The sequence below is a fragment of the Flavobacterium sp. W20_MBD1_R3 genome (genome assembly GCF_052119725.1).
Taxonomy (GTDB): Bacteria; Bacteroidota; Bacteroidia; order Flavobacteriales; family Flavobacteriaceae; genus Flavobacterium.
The window spans coordinates 111,992-128,229 of the sequence record NZ_JBGQOR010000007.1; the positions used below are offsets into that span (position 1 = coordinate 111,992).

Sequence of the window (16,238 nt, forward strand, 5' to 3'; positions counted from 1 at the left end):
AGTTCTTAAACAGAAGAATATTTTTTTGGAATAAAAAATAAAATCAGCGTCTTTTATCTTCTAAGCAATAAGAATAAAACAATGTCGCATTTTTTTTACCATATAAGTCATGTAAGTTTAAGTTTCGATTATGTTAGCCTTATGTAACTTAAATAATCATAAGGTCATTTAAGGTTTAATTCTTATATGACTTATATGTTAAATATTATTTCACTCATTTGTTAGTATGACATTAAATAGGTCCAACTACTTAAAACAATTCCAACTGAAGCTTTATTCCAGCGGTACACCACTTATTCCAATATAAGAAGACTTACTTTGTTTTCTTTAATTAAAAAGAAACTACACATATTGAACCACAAAATACCAAAATGACAACGTAATAAAGGAGATTGGAATTCCAAAACCTATCATCATACTACTCAATCTAGGTTTTAAACCATGAGTGGATGCTAAAATACAAGCCGTAATCATAGGCGCCATAGCCGACTCTAAAAGGGCAACTTGGATAATTTTAGAATGCTGTTGCAAAATCACTACATACAACACATAAATAAGAGCCGGAGTCAGAATTAATTTATATAAAAGTCCCAACCCTAGAAACTTCCAATGCTGACTTTTCCGTTCAAAACGCAACTGTAAACCAACTGAAAGCAAGGCCAAAGGAGTTACGCCACTTCCCATTTTTTGGAGTAAAATTTGGATATATTCATGAAAATCGACATTAAAAACATTCATTAAACAAGCTACCAAAAAAGTTATAAAAGGTGGAAAAAAAAGAATTTTTTTAGCAATTTGAACACCACTAGGACTTCCTGTAGAATAAACCGTTGCAACCAGAATTCCCAAAGTAGAAAGCACTACAAAAGAACCGGGCTGATCTACTAAAATTGCTGTCTTTAAACCTTCTTCACCATATAGCGCTTCAATTATTGGAAAACCTAAAAAAGACGTATTCCCCAACCCAGCAGTGATAATTAAGCAGCCTGTGAGTTTTTTAGACCATCCAAATTTGCTCCCTAACAAACTAAAAAACAAATAAGAAACTACAAATCCAATCCACGCCACACCAATAGGAAACAACAATTCAGGACTCCATTTTATTTTTGGAATATAATATAAGGCCAAGGCAGGCAAACAAAAATAAATCACAAGCTTGTTTAGCAACTTGTAAACCCGAATAACGGGAAATACTTTTATGTTTTGCAGGACAATACCAAGGAATAAAAAAACAAAAATCAAATTAAAATTATTCATAGTGTCGCAAAGGTATTGACTAATCTGCTATAATAAGGATCCAAAAAATAAAAATAATGATTTACTTCACGTTTAAAAGTACGATAAGGTGCCATTTGATATTTTATGTAAATCTGCGTTCATTCACCTCCTTTTTTCATTAATTTTACTTTCAAAAAAATTGCTTTGTCAAAACAAAAACAATCACATTCTGCCCTTAACGAGAAACCTGGTATTTTATCTCCGGAAAGTATCAGTACTGCTGCCGTGGCACATATTCAGCAATTTAGAAAAATTCAACCTTCAACAAACGAACTGGTTAGCGGAATATTATCGGGAAACATTACGGCCTTAAGTCGTGCTATTACGTTAGTCGAAAGCACGAATACTGGTCATTTGGCGAAAGCCAATCAAGTCATAAATGCCTGTTTGCCTCATGCCAATAAATCCGTCAGAATAGGAATAACAGGAGTTCCGGGCGTAGGAAAAAGCACTTTTATTGAAGCCTTTGGTTTATACCTGACAAGTTTGGGGAAAAAAGTAGCTGTTTTGGCAGTAGACCCAAGCAGCACGATTTCCCACGGAAGTATTTTAGGAGATAAAACCCGAATGGAAGAATTGGTAAAAGACAAAAATGCCTACATACGGCCATCTGCATCAGGAGAAACCTTAGGTGGAGTAGCCCGAAAAACCAGGGAAACCATAACGCTTTGTGAAGCTGGCGGTTTTGATATTATATTGATTGAAACGGTAGGCGTTGGTCAAAGCGAAACCGCCGTACACAGTATGGTAGATTTCTTTTTATTATTAAAAATTACTGGTGCGGGCGATGATTTACAAGGAATAAAAAGAGGTATTATGGAGATGGCAGATACTATTGTTATCAACAAAGCCGATGGAGACAATATCCGGAAAGCGCAATTAGCCAAGCTGGAATTCAAGCGAGCTCTGCACCTTTTTCCAGCCAAAAAATCAGGCTGGATCCCAACCACTTCTACCTGCAGCTCGATAAGTCATGAAGGAATCGCCGAAGTCTGGAAAACAATAGAAGATTTTTTAAAGCTGACAAAAGGAAACCAATCCTTCTTTGATAAAAGAAAAGAACAAAACCAATATTGGATGTTAGAAACCATCAACGAACAATTGAAAACCAATTTTTATAGCAATCCAGAAATTCAAAAATCATTGGATACAACCAAAAAAGCGGTGCAAAACGATGAAATTTCACCTTTTGCAGCCGCTCAAAAATTATTGGAAACCTATTTTAAAAAATAGATTTATTCTTCGTAAAGCTTTATTTCTCTATCGTAAAAGGCATTGGCAAGGACAATTAACCCCTCCATTTCAGCATTTAATTCTCCTTCATCAAGATCTTCAGCTTCCTCGATAAATTCAACTTCATCATCTTTCAGATTAATAATAAACCGGGGATAATCCAAATGGATGATAAAAATATCTTCGGGAAAATCAGTGTTGTCGCCTAGTAAAAATTTTGGTAATTCCATGTTGCTCTAATCGTTAATTTACTTCTTTGTTGAATGTACATTGAAAAAACAAATTAACGATTAAGGATTTGAAAAAACTATTTATCAGACAAAATTATTGGTGTATTTCCTTTACCATTCATAAAAATAATTTTGGTATTGGCAGAAGCAGCTAGTTCTTTTTGCGCTTTGATAGATTCATATTGCAATTGTTTGTCAGACAAACCGGTAGAAATAATCTTTTGATAATCCGCAATACCTTGCGCTTCCACTCGTTTACGTTCTGCTTCTTGTTTTTCTTTTTGAAGAACGAAAATCATTTTTTGAGCATCTTGTTCCGCATTAATTTTACTTTCAATTGTTGTTTTCACAGATGTAGGTAAATTAATATTTCGTATCAATAATTGTTCTAAAACAATTCCTCTTTTCTTGAAATCGGCTTCAATACTTTTGAAAATTCGTTGTTGAAATTCATTTCTTTTTGTTGAATACAACGAAACTGCATCATAGTAAACCGCATTATCCCGGATTCGGGTTCGTGTAACTGGCAAAACAATTTTATCGTTATAATTGACCCCTATTTGTTTTAAAATTACAGGTGCATCTGTAGGAATGATTCGGAATAAGACAGTCAAATCAATAATAACCTCCAATCCATCATTCGATAAAACACGGACAGCATTACCACCGGCAATCGTACTTCCTTCGCTTTTTTCAGAAGCCATGGTATTATTTTGAGTTTGAATATCAAAATAAGTAACATCCATTAGCGGGTTAATAATATTTAAACCACTATTTAAAATATCAGGTTGGACTTCTCCATATAAAGTCTTAACACCCACTTTACCTGCTTCCACTTGTTTAAAAGCCGAGGAAAAAAGACCAAGAAAGATTATTACAAACCCTATTATTCTGGCAATAGTAGCATATTGTGTAAATTGATTTGGACTACTTTTAAGTGAAAAACTTACAATCACTAAAAGAATTCCGAGAATTATAATTAATATCATTTGAAATTATTTATCGTTAGATGCTAATTTACGGCTATTAAAATCGAATACAGAATTTTCAAACAACTTTGGGAGAACTTTAGTCTTTTGGATGTGCAGCGACTAACTTATTTGTTAATCTTACAAAACGAATATATAAAAACAGAGCAGCTGCCGTTAATCCTGCCAAAAGTCCGATCCAAATCCCAACTGCTTTTAGATTTGTATAAATTCCGAGATAGTATGAAATTGGAAAACCAATAACCCAATACGATACAAAGGTAATATACATGGGAATTTTAACGTCTTGCAACCCGCGCAAAGCGCCAAGAACAACAACTTGAACACCATCTGAAATTTGGAAAACAGCGGCTACCAAAAGTAATTTTGATGTGATACTGATAATTTCAGCATTATCCACCATTTGAGCTGAATCAGACATGTTTAGAAACAAATGCGGTAGGTATTTATGAAATGCCACGAAAATAATAGCAAAAATTGTTTCTAAAATGACAGCCAGCAAAAAGATAGAGCGGGCTACAACAATTAATTCTTTATAATCGCTCCTTCCTTTAGTATGACTCACACGGATCATGGCGGCTACACTCAATCCCATGGCAACCATAAATGTAGATGATGATAAGATGAGCGCAATTTGGTTAGCGGCTTGACTGTTTTTTCCAATCGCACCTGAAAGCCAAATAGCAGCGGTAAACAATGTTACTTCAAACAGCATTTGCATCGCAGAAGGTAACCCAAGATCAATGATTTTTTTTAGTACTGATTTACGAATTTCCTTGAAACTAAATTTTTTGAAATATACTTTTAATGCTGCATTTCTCTTGATTAGGTAATGCATAAAAACAACCATCATTATTCTGGAAATTACGGTTCCTAAGGCTGCACCCAAAATCCCTAATTTTGGAAAAAACCAAACTCCGTAAATCAATACATAATTAAAAAATATATGAACCACATTAGCCATGAGTATAGCATACATCGAATACTTAGTTTTTGCTAAACCATCTGCAAATTGTTTGTATCCCTGATAAATAATTACAGGAATCAAAGAAAAAGCAACCCAATCAATATATGGGGCAGCCATATCAGCCACCTCTTTGGGTTGGTGCATCAAATACATGATTTGTTTAGACAAAACGGTCATGATGAATAAAGCGATACCAAGCACGGTACACAAAAGCAAGCCGTGATGAAAAATAGAGCGGACTTTACCCTCTTCTTTTTCCGCATCAGCTTCAGCTACTAAAGGAGTGATAGCCGTTGAAAACCCTATTCCTATAGACAATGCAATAAAAATGAAACTGTTACCAAGTGATACCGCAGCCAGCTCCGTAGAACCTAATTTTCCAACCATAAAATTATCAACAATTCCTATTAAGGTATGTCCCAACATTCCTAAAATGATAGGATAGGCTAATTTTATATTATAAGAAAACTCTTTGAAGTACTGAGATAAATTCACTTTTTGCTTTTTTGTTGGCAAATATAATTAGATGCTTTTAATTGTGTCGATACTATTCGATTTATAAATGTTATTTTTTTGTGCAAACGAACAAGAAACTAGTAATTCTATAACATTACAGAATAATTATATAACTTTTTCAGTAGGTTTATTTCTACTTTTGCGCAGTTATTTTATAGGGTTGAAACCAACCTTAAATAGCAAATAAATTAAAAAATATTTATATGAAAATCGCAGGAAAAATTAAAATCGCGTTTGCAATTACAATCACAATGATGTTTGCAGGCAATGTTCAAGCACAAGAAACTAACACAGTAGCAGATTACGATCAAGGATTTCGTTTAGGAGTTGGTGCAAATGCTGGATATTCAGTAAATGACCCATACAAATTAGCACTTGGAGCAGACGTAAGAGGACAATATGATCTATCTAAGATATACTCTTTGACGTTGACTACAGGTTACACTAATTTATTTGTAAGCAAAGCTGATACGTTTCCTGGTCAAACAGAAGGAAAAGATTTAGGTATTATTCCAGCTAAAGCGGGTTTCAAAGCTTTTATTTGGAAAGACCAATTTTACGTTATGGGAGAAGCTGGTGCAGCATTTGCAGTAAGTAATGTAGACAATACCAGAGACAAAACTTCTTTATTGTTATCTCCAAGTATAGGTTATGCTACTAAATTCATAGATATTTCTTTGAACTATACTCACTACAATCATTTTGATCGTTTAAACAGTAACGGTTCTTTAGGTAGAGGAGTTGGACAAGTTGGTGTACGTTTAGCTTATGGTTTCAAACTATAATCCAAAAAAAATTCCAAAAAAAATGCGCTGAAATTCAGCGCATTTTTTTTTTGGTTTATTCTTTCTTCAACATGTCTTTATACATTTCAAAATTAGCTTTTACTTTTTCATCTAATTGTGGTTCTTTAATATCAGTCCGTTTTTGCATTTCTTCCCAAATAATTTTGGCCACTATATAACGCGCCATTTCCTTATCATCAGCAGGAATGATATACCAAGGCGCATTTTCAGTTGCCGTTGCATTGATCGCCTCCTCATAATATTGCATATATGCATCCCAATGCTCACGCTCTTTCAAATCTCCCGCCGAAAATTTCCAGTGGTGCTCTACCTCTTCTAATCTTCGCAGCAAGCGTTTGCGTTGCTCTTCCTTACTCATGTGAAAGTAAAACTTCAAAATAATAGTGCCGTTTTGCGTGATGTGTTTTTCAAAATTATTAATTTGCTCTAACCGATTGTCCCAAAACGCTGCTGGTATATCAGCAACTTTTTCTATTCCCGGCAAATTTTCATTCAGAATATATTCCGGATGCACGCGTGTAACCAAAACATTTTCATAATGTGTTCTGTTAAAAACCGCAAATTTCCCCTTTTCTGGCAAAGCCAAATAATGTCGCCACAAATAATCGTGCTCCAGTTCTGTTGAAGTGGGTGTTTTAAAACTATGCACCACAACCCCACGCGGATTAAATTCCTTAAAAACTTCGCGAATCAAGCTATCCTTGCCCGATGTATCCATACCTTGCAAACAAATCAAAACACCATACCTGTTGTGCGCATACATCACATCCTGCAACTCACTCAATTTCGCCTGCACCTTATCCAGTTTTTCCTCTTTGGCATCATCACTGGAATCATTGAACAAGTTGGTAGGGATTTTGGCCAAATCAATTTTGCCAATCACTTTAAAATCATCGGGATTTATTGACTTCATAACAAATAATTTATCTTTGTTTTTCAAATATAATAAATTATTAGCAGCATTTTCCAGCTATTCGTTGCAATATTTTATTATTTTAAGGAAAAATAATAAAAGGATTTTCACTACAAACAAAGTTCACTGAACTCCTATGAAAATAGAAATTAGGTGAAGTAATCTGGGCTAGGCATCCCTTTAAAAAACATAAATATGGAAAAATTTACACTCGAATTACTATTTCAAATCATCGGCATTGGTTCCGCATCGGGACTTATTTACAAAGACAATTCCCTACTGATTATTGGGGACAACAGCGGTTACCTTTATGAATACCACATCTATTCTCAGGATTTAAAACGCCATCCGTTGCTAGAAAATCCCACCGAAAACACACCCAAAAAAGACAAAGCTGATTTTGAATCCATCACTCATTTTGGCAATAGTATCTATGTTTTTGGTTCTGGTTCCACCGAAAAAAGGAACAAAATGATACAGGTTAGCTCCAGCCATAAAAAGGTGATTGCCTCAAATGACATTACTAATTTGTATGCAGTCCTGCAAAGTTTTGGAGCGATACAACCCGAAGATTTCAACATCGAAGGCGCCATCTACAATGGTGAAAATTGGTTTTTATTGAATCGCGGCAACGGAAGTTCCAACAAGAATGTGCTTTTTACCATTGAAGGCAAGAACCTCACTGATGATTTTGCTATTCTATCAAACGAATACAAACTTCCAAAAATACAAGGAGTCCGAAGCAGTTTTACCGATGGAATTTTAGTCGATAACCACATTTATTTTTTGGCGACAGCCGAAGACACCGAATCTACTTATGATGATGGCGAAGTTTTAGGAAGTCTTATTGGGAGCATCAATCTGAAAACCATGAAAATCGATTTCACTCAAAAAATAAGCAGTACCCACAAATTTGAAGGATTGACTTTATATTCTAATTCTGAACAAAAAATAGAATTCCTACTCTGTGAAGATAAAGACACTGAAGTTCTAGAAACGGATATTTTCAAATTGACTTTGGACAAAAAATGAAATCAACTTTGATTAAAAAATCTTTATTTCATCCAAAATAACAGAACGTTAAATTTAGATTAAATAGAAAATCAAAATAGATTTCAAACGTAAAACGCACTACTTTTACAGTAAACTGAGCCTTTTTATTGGCTCAAAATAAATTAAAAAATGACAGATTTAAAAAATAAAAATGCTCTAATCACTGGCGCAGGAAAAGGAATTGGAAAAGCAATCGCTTTGGCCTTAGCCAAAGAAGGAGTAAATGTAATTTTAGTAGCAAGAACGCAAGAAGAAATAGAAAGTGTAGCTGCAAAAGTGCGTTCATTACGCGTAAAAGCACTCGCAATAACCGCTGATGTTGCTGATATAAATTCAGTAAACGCCGCTGTGGAACAAGCTTTGGCTGAATTTGGAACTATTGACATTTTGATCAACAATGCAGGAATAGCCGCTTTTGGCAAATTCTTAGAATTAGAACCTACGGACTGGGAACGCATCATTCAGGTAAACTTAATGGGAACCTATTATGTAACGCGTGCCGTTTTGCCCAATATGATCGAAAGACAAACCGGGGATATTATCAACATTTCTTCTACAGCGGGATTGAGTGGTAATGCATTGACAAGCGCTTACAGTGCTTCAAAATTTGCCGTTTTAGGATTAACAGAATCGTTAATGCAGGAAGTGCGCAAGCATAATATTCGCGTAACGGCCTTAACCCCAAGTACCGTTGCCACTGAAATGGCCAAAGATTTAAAACTGACTGACGGGAATCCGGAGAAAGTTATGCAGGCAGAAGATATGGCCGAATTAATAATTGCGCAACTCAAACTAAACCGACGCGTGTTTATCAAAAACAGCAGTATTTGGTCTACGAATCCGTAAATTTTTTAAACATATAAGTCATTTAAGTTTTTTAAACCATTAAGGGATTTAAGATTAAAAGATAAAACCATTAAGAAATTAAGTTTTATTAAGTTTTGTTCTTAATTTTCTTAATCTCTTAATGGTTTTTTAATCTTTTGCTAATAAAACTTTTATATTAAAAACTTAAATGACTTACATGTTTTAAAACTATACCATAGTTGTAACAAAATCCATTCGCACACTACCGTCTTCATCGATTTTAGTCAAATTGATTTCGTGCAACGTATTCACTAATTCTGGATTCCAAGGTGTTTTTACTTTCACATAGTTTTCAGTAAATCCGTGAATATAGCCTTCTTTGTTTTCACTTTCGAACAAAACCGTTCTGTTACTTCCCAATTGGCTTTCATAAAAAGCACGGCGCTTTTTTACTGATAAACTGCGCATCATTTTGCTGCGTTTTGCACGAACATTGGCTGGAACGATACCAGACATTTCTGCTGCTTCGGTATTATCACGTTCTGAATAGGTGAATACATGCAAATACGAGATATCCATATTATTCACAAAATGATAGGTTTCCAGAAAATGTTCGTCTGTTTCACCAGGAAAACCTACAATCACATCCACACCTATACAAGCGTGCGGCATTACTTCCCGGATTTTATTTACCCTTTCAGTATAAATTTCACGTTGGTAACGACGCTTCATTAATTTCAATATATCATTGCTTCCCGATTGCAGCGGAATATGAAAATGCGGTACAAATGTTCTGCTTTTTGATACGAATTCTATCGTTTCATTTTTCAATAAATTGGGTTCTATAGACGAAATTCGCAATCTCTCAATCCCCTCGACTTTGTCTAATTCCTGAACTAATTCCAGGAAAGTGTGTTCGTGTTTTTTATTTCCAAATTCCCCTTTTCCATAATCACCAATATTTACTCCAGTGAGCACAATTTCCTTGATATTTTGTTTCGAAATTTCAGAAGCATTTTTCAGTACATTTTCCAGTTCATCGCTTCTTGAAATCCCTCGTGCTAACGGAATAGTACAATACGTACATTTATAATCACAACCATCTTGAACTTTCAAGAAAGCACGTGTTCTATCTCCTATGGAATAACTACCCACATAAAAATCAGCTTCAGAAATTTCACAGGAATGTACTTCGCCAAAATCATTTTTAGACAAATCATTGATATAATCAGTCAATTTAAATTTTTCAGTTGCACCAAGAACCAAATCCACTCCATCAACAGCGGCTAATTCTTCCGGTTTCAATTGCGCGTAGCAACCTACCGCCGCAACAAAGGCTTTGTTGTTTAATTTCATTGCTTTGCGCACGACTTGCTTGAACTGCTTATCCGCGTTTTCAGTTACAGAGCAGGTGTTGATCACATACATATCAGCCACTTCCTCAAAACCTACCCGATCAAAACCCTCGTCTTGAATGGTACGGGCAATGGTTGAAGTTTCTGAAAAATTCAGTTTACATCCAAGTGTATAAAAAGCAACTTTTTTTCTTTCTGTCATAAAATTTGTTCAAAATCTAATGTTTCTGCTTCATGATAATCCCCTCTAGAATATCTTTAAAGCAGGGTGCAAATTTACACACAATAATCAACAATTTGAAACTGATATTTAATTATATTTGTAATTGTTCCAATAAAACATGTGCCTTGCAGTCCGTTTAAATTCACTAAGATAGTCGTAAACTATTTTCTTCAGAAAGCAACAAAATAATTTTAAATGACACAGAAACTGAATCTATTTGTAACAGCAAAAAATTAAAAATCTTCCTAACAAATCAATTAAAAGCAGAATTTTTCCTTCTAATGTGTTCGACTTTCAGCAAATAAAAAATAAAATAATTAATGCGATTATTTCCAAAAATTCTTATTCTCGTTTTTGTTCTTATCCAGATTTCTTGTTCCAAAAAAACGAAAGAAAACAAGGATCATCTTGTTTTTCGGTACAATGAAAGCTCCAATATTACCTCGCTAGACCCAGCTTTCTCCAAAGTACAATCTAATATCTGGGCTTGTAATCATCTCTTTAACGGATTAGTACAACTTGATGACAGTTTAAACATTCAACCTGACCTAGCAAAATCTTGGACTATAGCTGCTGACGGAATAACCTATTCCTTTCTTTTGCGAAACGACATCTATTTTCACAAACACGTTCTATTTGGCAAAGACAGCACCAGAGCGGTAAAAGCGCAGGATTTTGAATATAGTCTTCATCGTTTGCTTGATGAAAAAGTGGCTTCTCCCGGCGGCTGGGTATTGCAAAACGTAAAACATTTCAAAGCAAAAAACGATAGTATTTTTGAAGTGCAACTCATCAAACCCTTTCCTGCCTTTTTAGGTTTAATGGCCATGAAATATGCATCTGTTGTTCCTAAAGAAATTGTTGCGCATTATGGAGCTGATTTTCGTTCGAATCCAATAGGCACCGGTCCTTTCCAATTCAAATTGTGGGAGGAAAATGTAAAATTAGTACTTCGGAAAAACCCGATTTATTTTGAAAAAGACAAAAAAGGTATCCAACTTCCATATCTGGAAGCGGTAGCAATCACCTTTTTACCCGACAAACAAAGTGGTTTTTTGCAATTTATTCAAGGTAAATTAGATTTTACTTCCGGTCTGGATCCTTCGTATAAAGACGAAATTCTAACTCAAAAAGGAGCGTTACAACCCAAATATAAAAACACTATTAATCTGATAAGCGGACCCTATTTAAACACGGAATATCTTGGTTTTAGAATGGATGGCAGTGACAAAGCCATTCTTGATAAACGCATTCGCCAAGCAATGAACTATGGCTTTGATCGCCAAAAAATGATTACCTATTTGCGAAATAATATGGGAACACCGGCCATAAATGGAATAATCCCAACAGGGCTACCTAGTTTCAACAAGGCGAAAGGATATGATTACGAAATTGACAAAGCAAAAAAATTAGTGCAAGAATACAAGAAAGATACGGGTGATCAAAATCCACAAATTACCTTAAGCACTAATGCCTCTTATGTAGATATTGGAGAATATTTGCAGCGAGAGTGGCAAAAAATTGGCTTGAATGTTCAGGTCGACATTAGTCCGCCTTCAACTTTGCGCCAAGCTATTTCTACCGGAAAAGTATCTTTTTTTAGGGCTAGCTGGATTGCTGATTATCCAGATGCCGAAAATTATCTTTCGCTATTTTACAGTAAAAACTTTTCGCCAAATGGTCCCAATTATACCCATTTCAAAAGCGATGCCTTTGATGCCCTTTATGAACAAGCGTTCAAAGAAACGGATAACGACAAGCGTTATGCTTTGTATCAAAAAATGGACCTAATAATCATCGATGAAGCACCGATAATTCCTTTATTTTATGATAAAGTAGCACGATTTACCAGAAAAGAAGTACACGGATTAGGAATCAATCCTCTGAATTTATTACAGTTAAAAAATGTTTGGAAAAATTAACTCGCAACAAAAATTCCTTTACTTAAACCTAAAAATCCTTGTCAACACTCAAATTGACAAGGCTTTTTGGGTTTTAAACAGCGAAATAAAACGCAGTTAATTTAAAATAAAACGTCTGACCACTTCCGCAACACCGTGATTATTGTTGGACGCAACAATAACATCGCCTGTATCGCGCAGTTCTGGATCTACATTATCAACCCAAACGCCCAATCCAGCATATTGAATCATTGTCAAGTCGTTTCCAGCATTTCCAACAGCTATAATTTCACTTTGAAGAATATTTAGTTTTTCTGCTAAAAACTTGATACTCGTTCCTTTATCAATTCCGTTTTGAGCTACTTCAAGAAAGAAAGGTTTTGACATGCTGACACTAAGATCTGGCATCACAGCTTTCAAATCTTTCTCTACTTCTTTAAGATAACTTGGCTCTTCAAGCAAAATACATTTCACAGCTGAAGATTGAACTTCCTCTTTGAAACTTACCACTTTATTGTGTTCTAAACCAGTGATATTTTTTTCGATTTCGATATATTCAGAATCCGTTTCGCTTACAATTTTTCCATTGACATAAGTAATAATGTGCGTATTACTTTTTACACTATAATCGTATAATTCATGGACTTGCTTTTGTGTCAACGTTTGCTCAAAAATAATTTTATCTTCTTTTAAATCGGTAATGACAGCGCCATTGTAAGAAATAATATACGAATTGTCTAATTGTAATTCTTTGGCGTAAGCAATCATTGCAGGAGTTGGTCGACCAGAAGCCAGAATTACATAAACCCCGAGTTCTAATGCCTTAGCCAACATCTCTTTATTTTCTTTTGAAATAGTATGGTCATCAGTCAACAAAGTGTCGTCCATGTCCAAAACCAGCATTTTATATTTCATTTTTATTATTTAAAGGTAGTAATTTTAATTACCGTAGATTTACAAATTACCTTTGCAATTTGACTGAATTCTGATGCGTATCAAAAATTTCAAGAATACGAATTTCCGTTTCAGATTGAAATTTCTAAATAACTTTATAATGTTGAACAATCATTCTTCTGTAAGGTTCACCTAAGAATTCATCTAGTCGATATTGTTCAACAAAAAGAATATTTTTACTTTGAAGTACTAGATCTATGATATCGTTTCTCCCCCCTTAAGGAGATTTTAACTTGATGAATTCAACTATTAATTTCAAATCGGCTTTGGCTTGATTATCCCGAAGGATGATAATTGGCTTTTGCCTATTACCACCTCTCGATTTCTTTTTCTAAATCTTCATTAGTTGTATATTTCCCCGATGAAATTCGTTCATCAGCCTCTTTTACCATAGTAACGTATTCTTCCTTATCAACTGGATAACCACTTATAGTATGAGCAACAACTTCTTGATCTAAAACAGCTTTAGGCGCAATTATTTTTTTTAGTTTACTTTCATCGTTAATATGAAGTAACCAATCCATTAATTCTATTTTTTTTGCAGCTAAATAGTTGGACCTATTTAATGTCATACTAAAAAAGGAGTGAAATAATATTTAACATATAAGTCATATAAGAATTAAACCTTAAATGACCTTATGATTGTTTAAGTTACACAAGGCTAATACAATCTAAACTTAAACTTACATGACTTATATGGTAAAAAAAATGCAACATTGTTTTATTCTTATTGCTTATGTCCATCTTAAAAAGATATTTGAATAACAAATATACTCATTTAAATACTCATTCTGAATTCTTCAATAACTGGGTTTACTTTTGAAAACTCGGTTTCCTGAACAAATAATTCAACCGCTAAATCTGAATTTCCAAATCCTCCCAATCGCGCTGATTGTATATTGTTTTTCACAACCACACTTACACCAATCGCTTCAATTTTTTCTTGTAACGCCATTGCTAAAATTTCACTTCCCGAAAACACTTTCATTAATCCCATTTTACTCTTTATTTAATTATTTAATACCGTTCTCATCGTCTTATAATTCCTCAAAATCATCTGTTTCATCTATTTCTAAGACATCATCTTCATCCTCGTCTTGCTCCTCATCCTCTTCGTCAAAATCGAATTCAAAAGGTTCCTCAAGCATTTTTTCTGCTAGAACTTCTATTCGTTCTGTGAATTGTTCCGAAAAAATAATACGCTGCGTTCTGACGATACTATTCGAAATACGCATAATTTTTGTTTCATGACGCAATTTCAAAATTGGATCTGCATCATCCAAAACAAACATTTTTAATCGGTTTACATTGAATCCTGCTGTTGTAAACATTTCGCTTAACTTATTCGGAGTACCAATCAAAACGTCAATTCCGCTAGAAATATAATTTTTATCATATTCCATATCGCCTTTGTCATGAACACCATACACTTCTAAATTAGAATTTTTTCCGTATTTTTCAAAAAGTGATTCCATTTCTAACACTCTAGCTTTGTCCTCAACAATAATCAAAGCTCTAGGTGATTCCTCAGTTGCACCTGCCAATTTCTGAATTACATTTAGCACAATTGTAGTCGATTTTCCGCTTCCCTTTGGTGCAATAACAATACAATCCGCACCACTTTTTAGTGTCGAAAATGTTTCTTTTTGCATCGCATTAGCTTCGGTTAAACCGTTTTCAATTAAGGCTTGTTGTAACTCCGCATTTATTTTTTTTAGTTTCATTTTTATTGTTTTTTACACGAAGATTCACCAAATAAAAAAAGATTCACGAAGATTTAATTAAAAAATTACTTTGTGTTTCTTTGCGTCAACTTTGTGAATCTTTGCGAAATAAATTATTTACTTGCGAACAGCTTCACATCATTTTCGGAAATTTCGCTTCCGCCAAGGATAATCAAACGCTCAACAACATTTCGTAATTCTCGGATATTCCCTGTCCAATCATATTCTTTCAGCAAATTAATCGCTGCTGCGGAGAATTTTTTGACCGCATTTCCTTGTTCCGAAGCAATTTTATCAGCAAAATGAGCAATTAACATCGGGATATCATCTCGTCTTTCATTTAAGGCAGGAACTTTGATTAAAATTACAGCCAAACGATGGTATAAATCTTCCCGAAAACGCCCTTCGGCAATTTCAGTTTTCAAATCTTTATTCGTTGCCGCTACAACGCGAACATCCACTTTGATATCTTTATCTGCTCCCACTCTTGTAATCATGCTTTCTTGTAAAGCACGTAATACTTTAGCTTGAGCCGAAAGACTCATATCTCCAATTTCATCCAGAAAAATAGTTCCTTTATCGGCTGCTTCAAATTTCCCTGCGCGGTCCTTCACGGCAGATGTAAACGCTCCTTTTACGTGACCGAATAGTTCGCTTTCGATCAATTCTGATGGAATCGCAGCGCAATTCACTTCGATTAAAGGGAAATTAGCGCGTTCGCTTTTCTCATGTAATTGATGTGCTACCAATTCTTTTCCGGTCCCGTTTGGTCCTGTGATTAAAACTCTGGCTTCAGTTTGTGCTACTTTTTCAATCATCATTTTAATATGATTGATCGCTTCGCTTTCGCCTATCATTTCGTAGTTTTTACTGACTTTTTTCTTCAGAATTTTATTCTCTACTACGAGTTGTTTTTTATCCAAAGCATTTCGAACCGTATTCAACAATCGGTTTAAATCAGGTGGTTTTGAGATGTAATCAAATGCTCCTAAACGCATCGTGTTAATTGCAGTTTCCATATCGCCATGACCAGAAATCATTACCATCGGGATTTCGGGTTTAATCTTTTTGACTGCTTCTAGTACCTCAACACCATCCATTCTGGGCATTTTGATATCGCACAAAACTAAGTCGTAATCGTTGTTTTTTATTTTTTCAAAACCAATTACGCCATCCTCGGCTTCTTCAACCTGATAAGTGTCGTTTTCCTCTGAAAGTATTTTCGTGAGAACTCGTCGAATTGCGGCTTCGTCCTCTATAATTAGTATTTTAGACATAAGAATTTAAAA

General features: G+C 34.6%; 16 protein-coding genes. 5 read left to right on the forward strand and 11 right to left on the reverse strand.

Annotated elements, in window-relative coordinates; translation table 11 throughout:
* Positions 1 to 342: 342 nt before the first annotated feature.
* Positions 343 to 1,257 carry an AEC family transporter gene (locus ACEN2F_RS10880; RefSeq protein ID WP_441738991.1) on the reverse strand — a complete coding sequence of 305 codons (915 nt, stop codon included), beginning with the start codon at positions 1,255 to 1,257 and terminating at the stop codon, positions 343 to 345.
* Positions 1,258 to 1,422: 165 nt separating this feature from the next.
* Between ACEN2F_RS10880 and meaB the strand changes: the two genes are divergently transcribed.
* On the forward strand, positions 1,423 to 2,511 hold the full coding sequence (gene meaB / locus ACEN2F_RS10885; RefSeq protein ID WP_441738994.1) for a methylmalonyl Co-A mutase-associated GTPase MeaB: 1,089 nt from the start codon (positions 1,423 to 1,425) through the stop codon (positions 2,509 to 2,511).
* 2 nt (positions 2,512 to 2,513) lie between these two features.
* Here meaB and ACEN2F_RS10890 read toward each other — a convergent pair whose 3' ends face one another.
* The 3 genes from ACEN2F_RS10890 to ACEN2F_RS10900 form a co-directional block, all read right to left on the reverse strand.
* Positions 2,514 to 2,741: a hypothetical protein gene (locus ACEN2F_RS10890; RefSeq protein ID WP_441738997.1), complete on the reverse strand. Its 228-nt coding sequence runs from the start codon at positions 2,739 to 2,741 to the stop codon at positions 2,514 to 2,516.
* A gap of 77 nt (positions 2,742 to 2,818) precedes the next feature.
* A complete protein-coding gene (locus tag ACEN2F_RS10895) occupies positions 2,819 to 3,730 on the reverse strand; it encodes a prohibitin family protein (protein ID WP_441738998.1) in 912 nt (303 codons plus the stop codon).
* 79 nt (positions 3,731 to 3,809) lie between these two features.
* Complete coding sequence (locus ACEN2F_RS10900; protein ID WP_441739000.1) at positions 3,810 to 5,192, reverse strand: MATE family efflux transporter; 1,383 nt, start codon at positions 5,190 to 5,192, stop codon at positions 3,810 to 3,812.
* A gap of 224 nt (positions 5,193 to 5,416) precedes the next feature.
* Between ACEN2F_RS10900 and ACEN2F_RS10905 the strand changes: the two genes are divergently transcribed.
* Positions 5,417 to 5,998, forward strand: a complete 582-nt coding sequence (locus ACEN2F_RS10905) for a hypothetical protein (RefSeq protein WP_441739002.1) — start codon at positions 5,417 to 5,419, stop codon at positions 5,996 to 5,998.
* Between the two features lie 55 nt (positions 5,999 to 6,053).
* Here the strand turns inward: ACEN2F_RS10905 and ACEN2F_RS10910 are convergent, their stop codons facing one another.
* Positions 6,054 to 6,932, reverse strand: a complete 879-nt coding sequence (locus ACEN2F_RS10910; RefSeq protein ID WP_441739004.1) for a PPK2 family polyphosphate kinase — start codon at positions 6,930 to 6,932, stop codon at positions 6,054 to 6,056.
* Between the two features lie 195 nt (positions 6,933 to 7,127).
* Between ACEN2F_RS10910 and ACEN2F_RS10915 the strand changes: the two genes are divergently transcribed.
* Positions 7,128 to 7,964, forward strand: coding sequence for a DUF6929 family protein (locus tag ACEN2F_RS10915; protein WP_441739006.1), 837 nt, complete (start codon positions 7,128 to 7,130; stop codon positions 7,962 to 7,964).
* Positions 7,965 to 8,114: 150 nt separating this feature from the next.
* Positions 8,115 to 8,831: a 3-ketoacyl-ACP reductase gene (locus tag ACEN2F_RS10920; RefSeq protein WP_441739007.1), complete on the forward strand. Its 717-nt coding sequence runs from the start codon at positions 8,115 to 8,117 to the stop codon at positions 8,829 to 8,831.
* Positions 8,832 to 9,020: 189 nt separating this feature from the next.
* Here ACEN2F_RS10920 and mtaB read toward each other — a convergent pair whose 3' ends face one another.
* Entirely contained in the window at positions 9,021 to 10,349 is a 1,329-nt protein-coding gene (gene mtaB / locus ACEN2F_RS10925) for a tRNA (N(6)-L-threonylcarbamoyladenosine(37)-C(2))-methylthiotransferase MtaB (RefSeq protein ID WP_441739009.1), read from the reverse strand.
* 341 nt (positions 10,350 to 10,690) lie between these two features.
* Between mtaB and ACEN2F_RS10930 the strand changes: the two genes are divergently transcribed.
* Positions 10,691 to 12,292, forward strand: coding sequence for an ABC transporter substrate-binding protein (locus tag ACEN2F_RS10930; protein ID WP_441739011.1), 1,602 nt, complete (start codon positions 10,691 to 10,693; stop codon positions 12,290 to 12,292).
* Positions 12,293 to 12,388: 96 nt separating this feature from the next.
* Here ACEN2F_RS10930 and ACEN2F_RS10935 read toward each other — a convergent pair whose 3' ends face one another.
* From ACEN2F_RS10935 to ACEN2F_RS10955, 5 genes are all read right to left on the reverse strand, one after another.
* Entirely contained in the window at positions 12,389 to 13,186 is a 798-nt protein-coding gene (locus tag ACEN2F_RS10935; RefSeq protein ID WP_441739013.1) for a Cof-type HAD-IIB family hydrolase, read from the reverse strand.
* A gap of 347 nt (positions 13,187 to 13,533) precedes the next feature.
* Positions 13,534 to 13,797: a hypothetical protein gene (locus ACEN2F_RS10940; protein ID WP_441739015.1), complete on the reverse strand. Its 264-nt coding sequence runs from the start codon at positions 13,795 to 13,797 to the stop codon at positions 13,534 to 13,536.
* Between the two features lie 206 nt (positions 13,798 to 14,003).
* Positions 14,004 to 14,222: a DUF2007 domain-containing protein gene (locus tag ACEN2F_RS10945; RefSeq protein WP_441739016.1), complete on the reverse strand. Its 219-nt coding sequence runs from the start codon at positions 14,220 to 14,222 to the stop codon at positions 14,004 to 14,006.
* A gap of 40 nt (positions 14,223 to 14,262) precedes the next feature.
* A complete protein-coding gene (locus ACEN2F_RS10950; protein ID WP_441739018.1) occupies positions 14,263 to 14,949 on the reverse strand; it encodes a DEAD/DEAH box helicase in 687 nt (228 codons plus the stop codon).
* 113 nt (positions 14,950 to 15,062) lie between these two features.
* A complete protein-coding gene (locus ACEN2F_RS10955; protein WP_441739020.1) occupies positions 15,063 to 16,226 on the reverse strand; it encodes a sigma-54-dependent transcriptional regulator in 1,164 nt (387 codons plus the stop codon).
* Between the last annotated feature and the right edge of the window lie 12 nt (positions 16,227 to 16,238).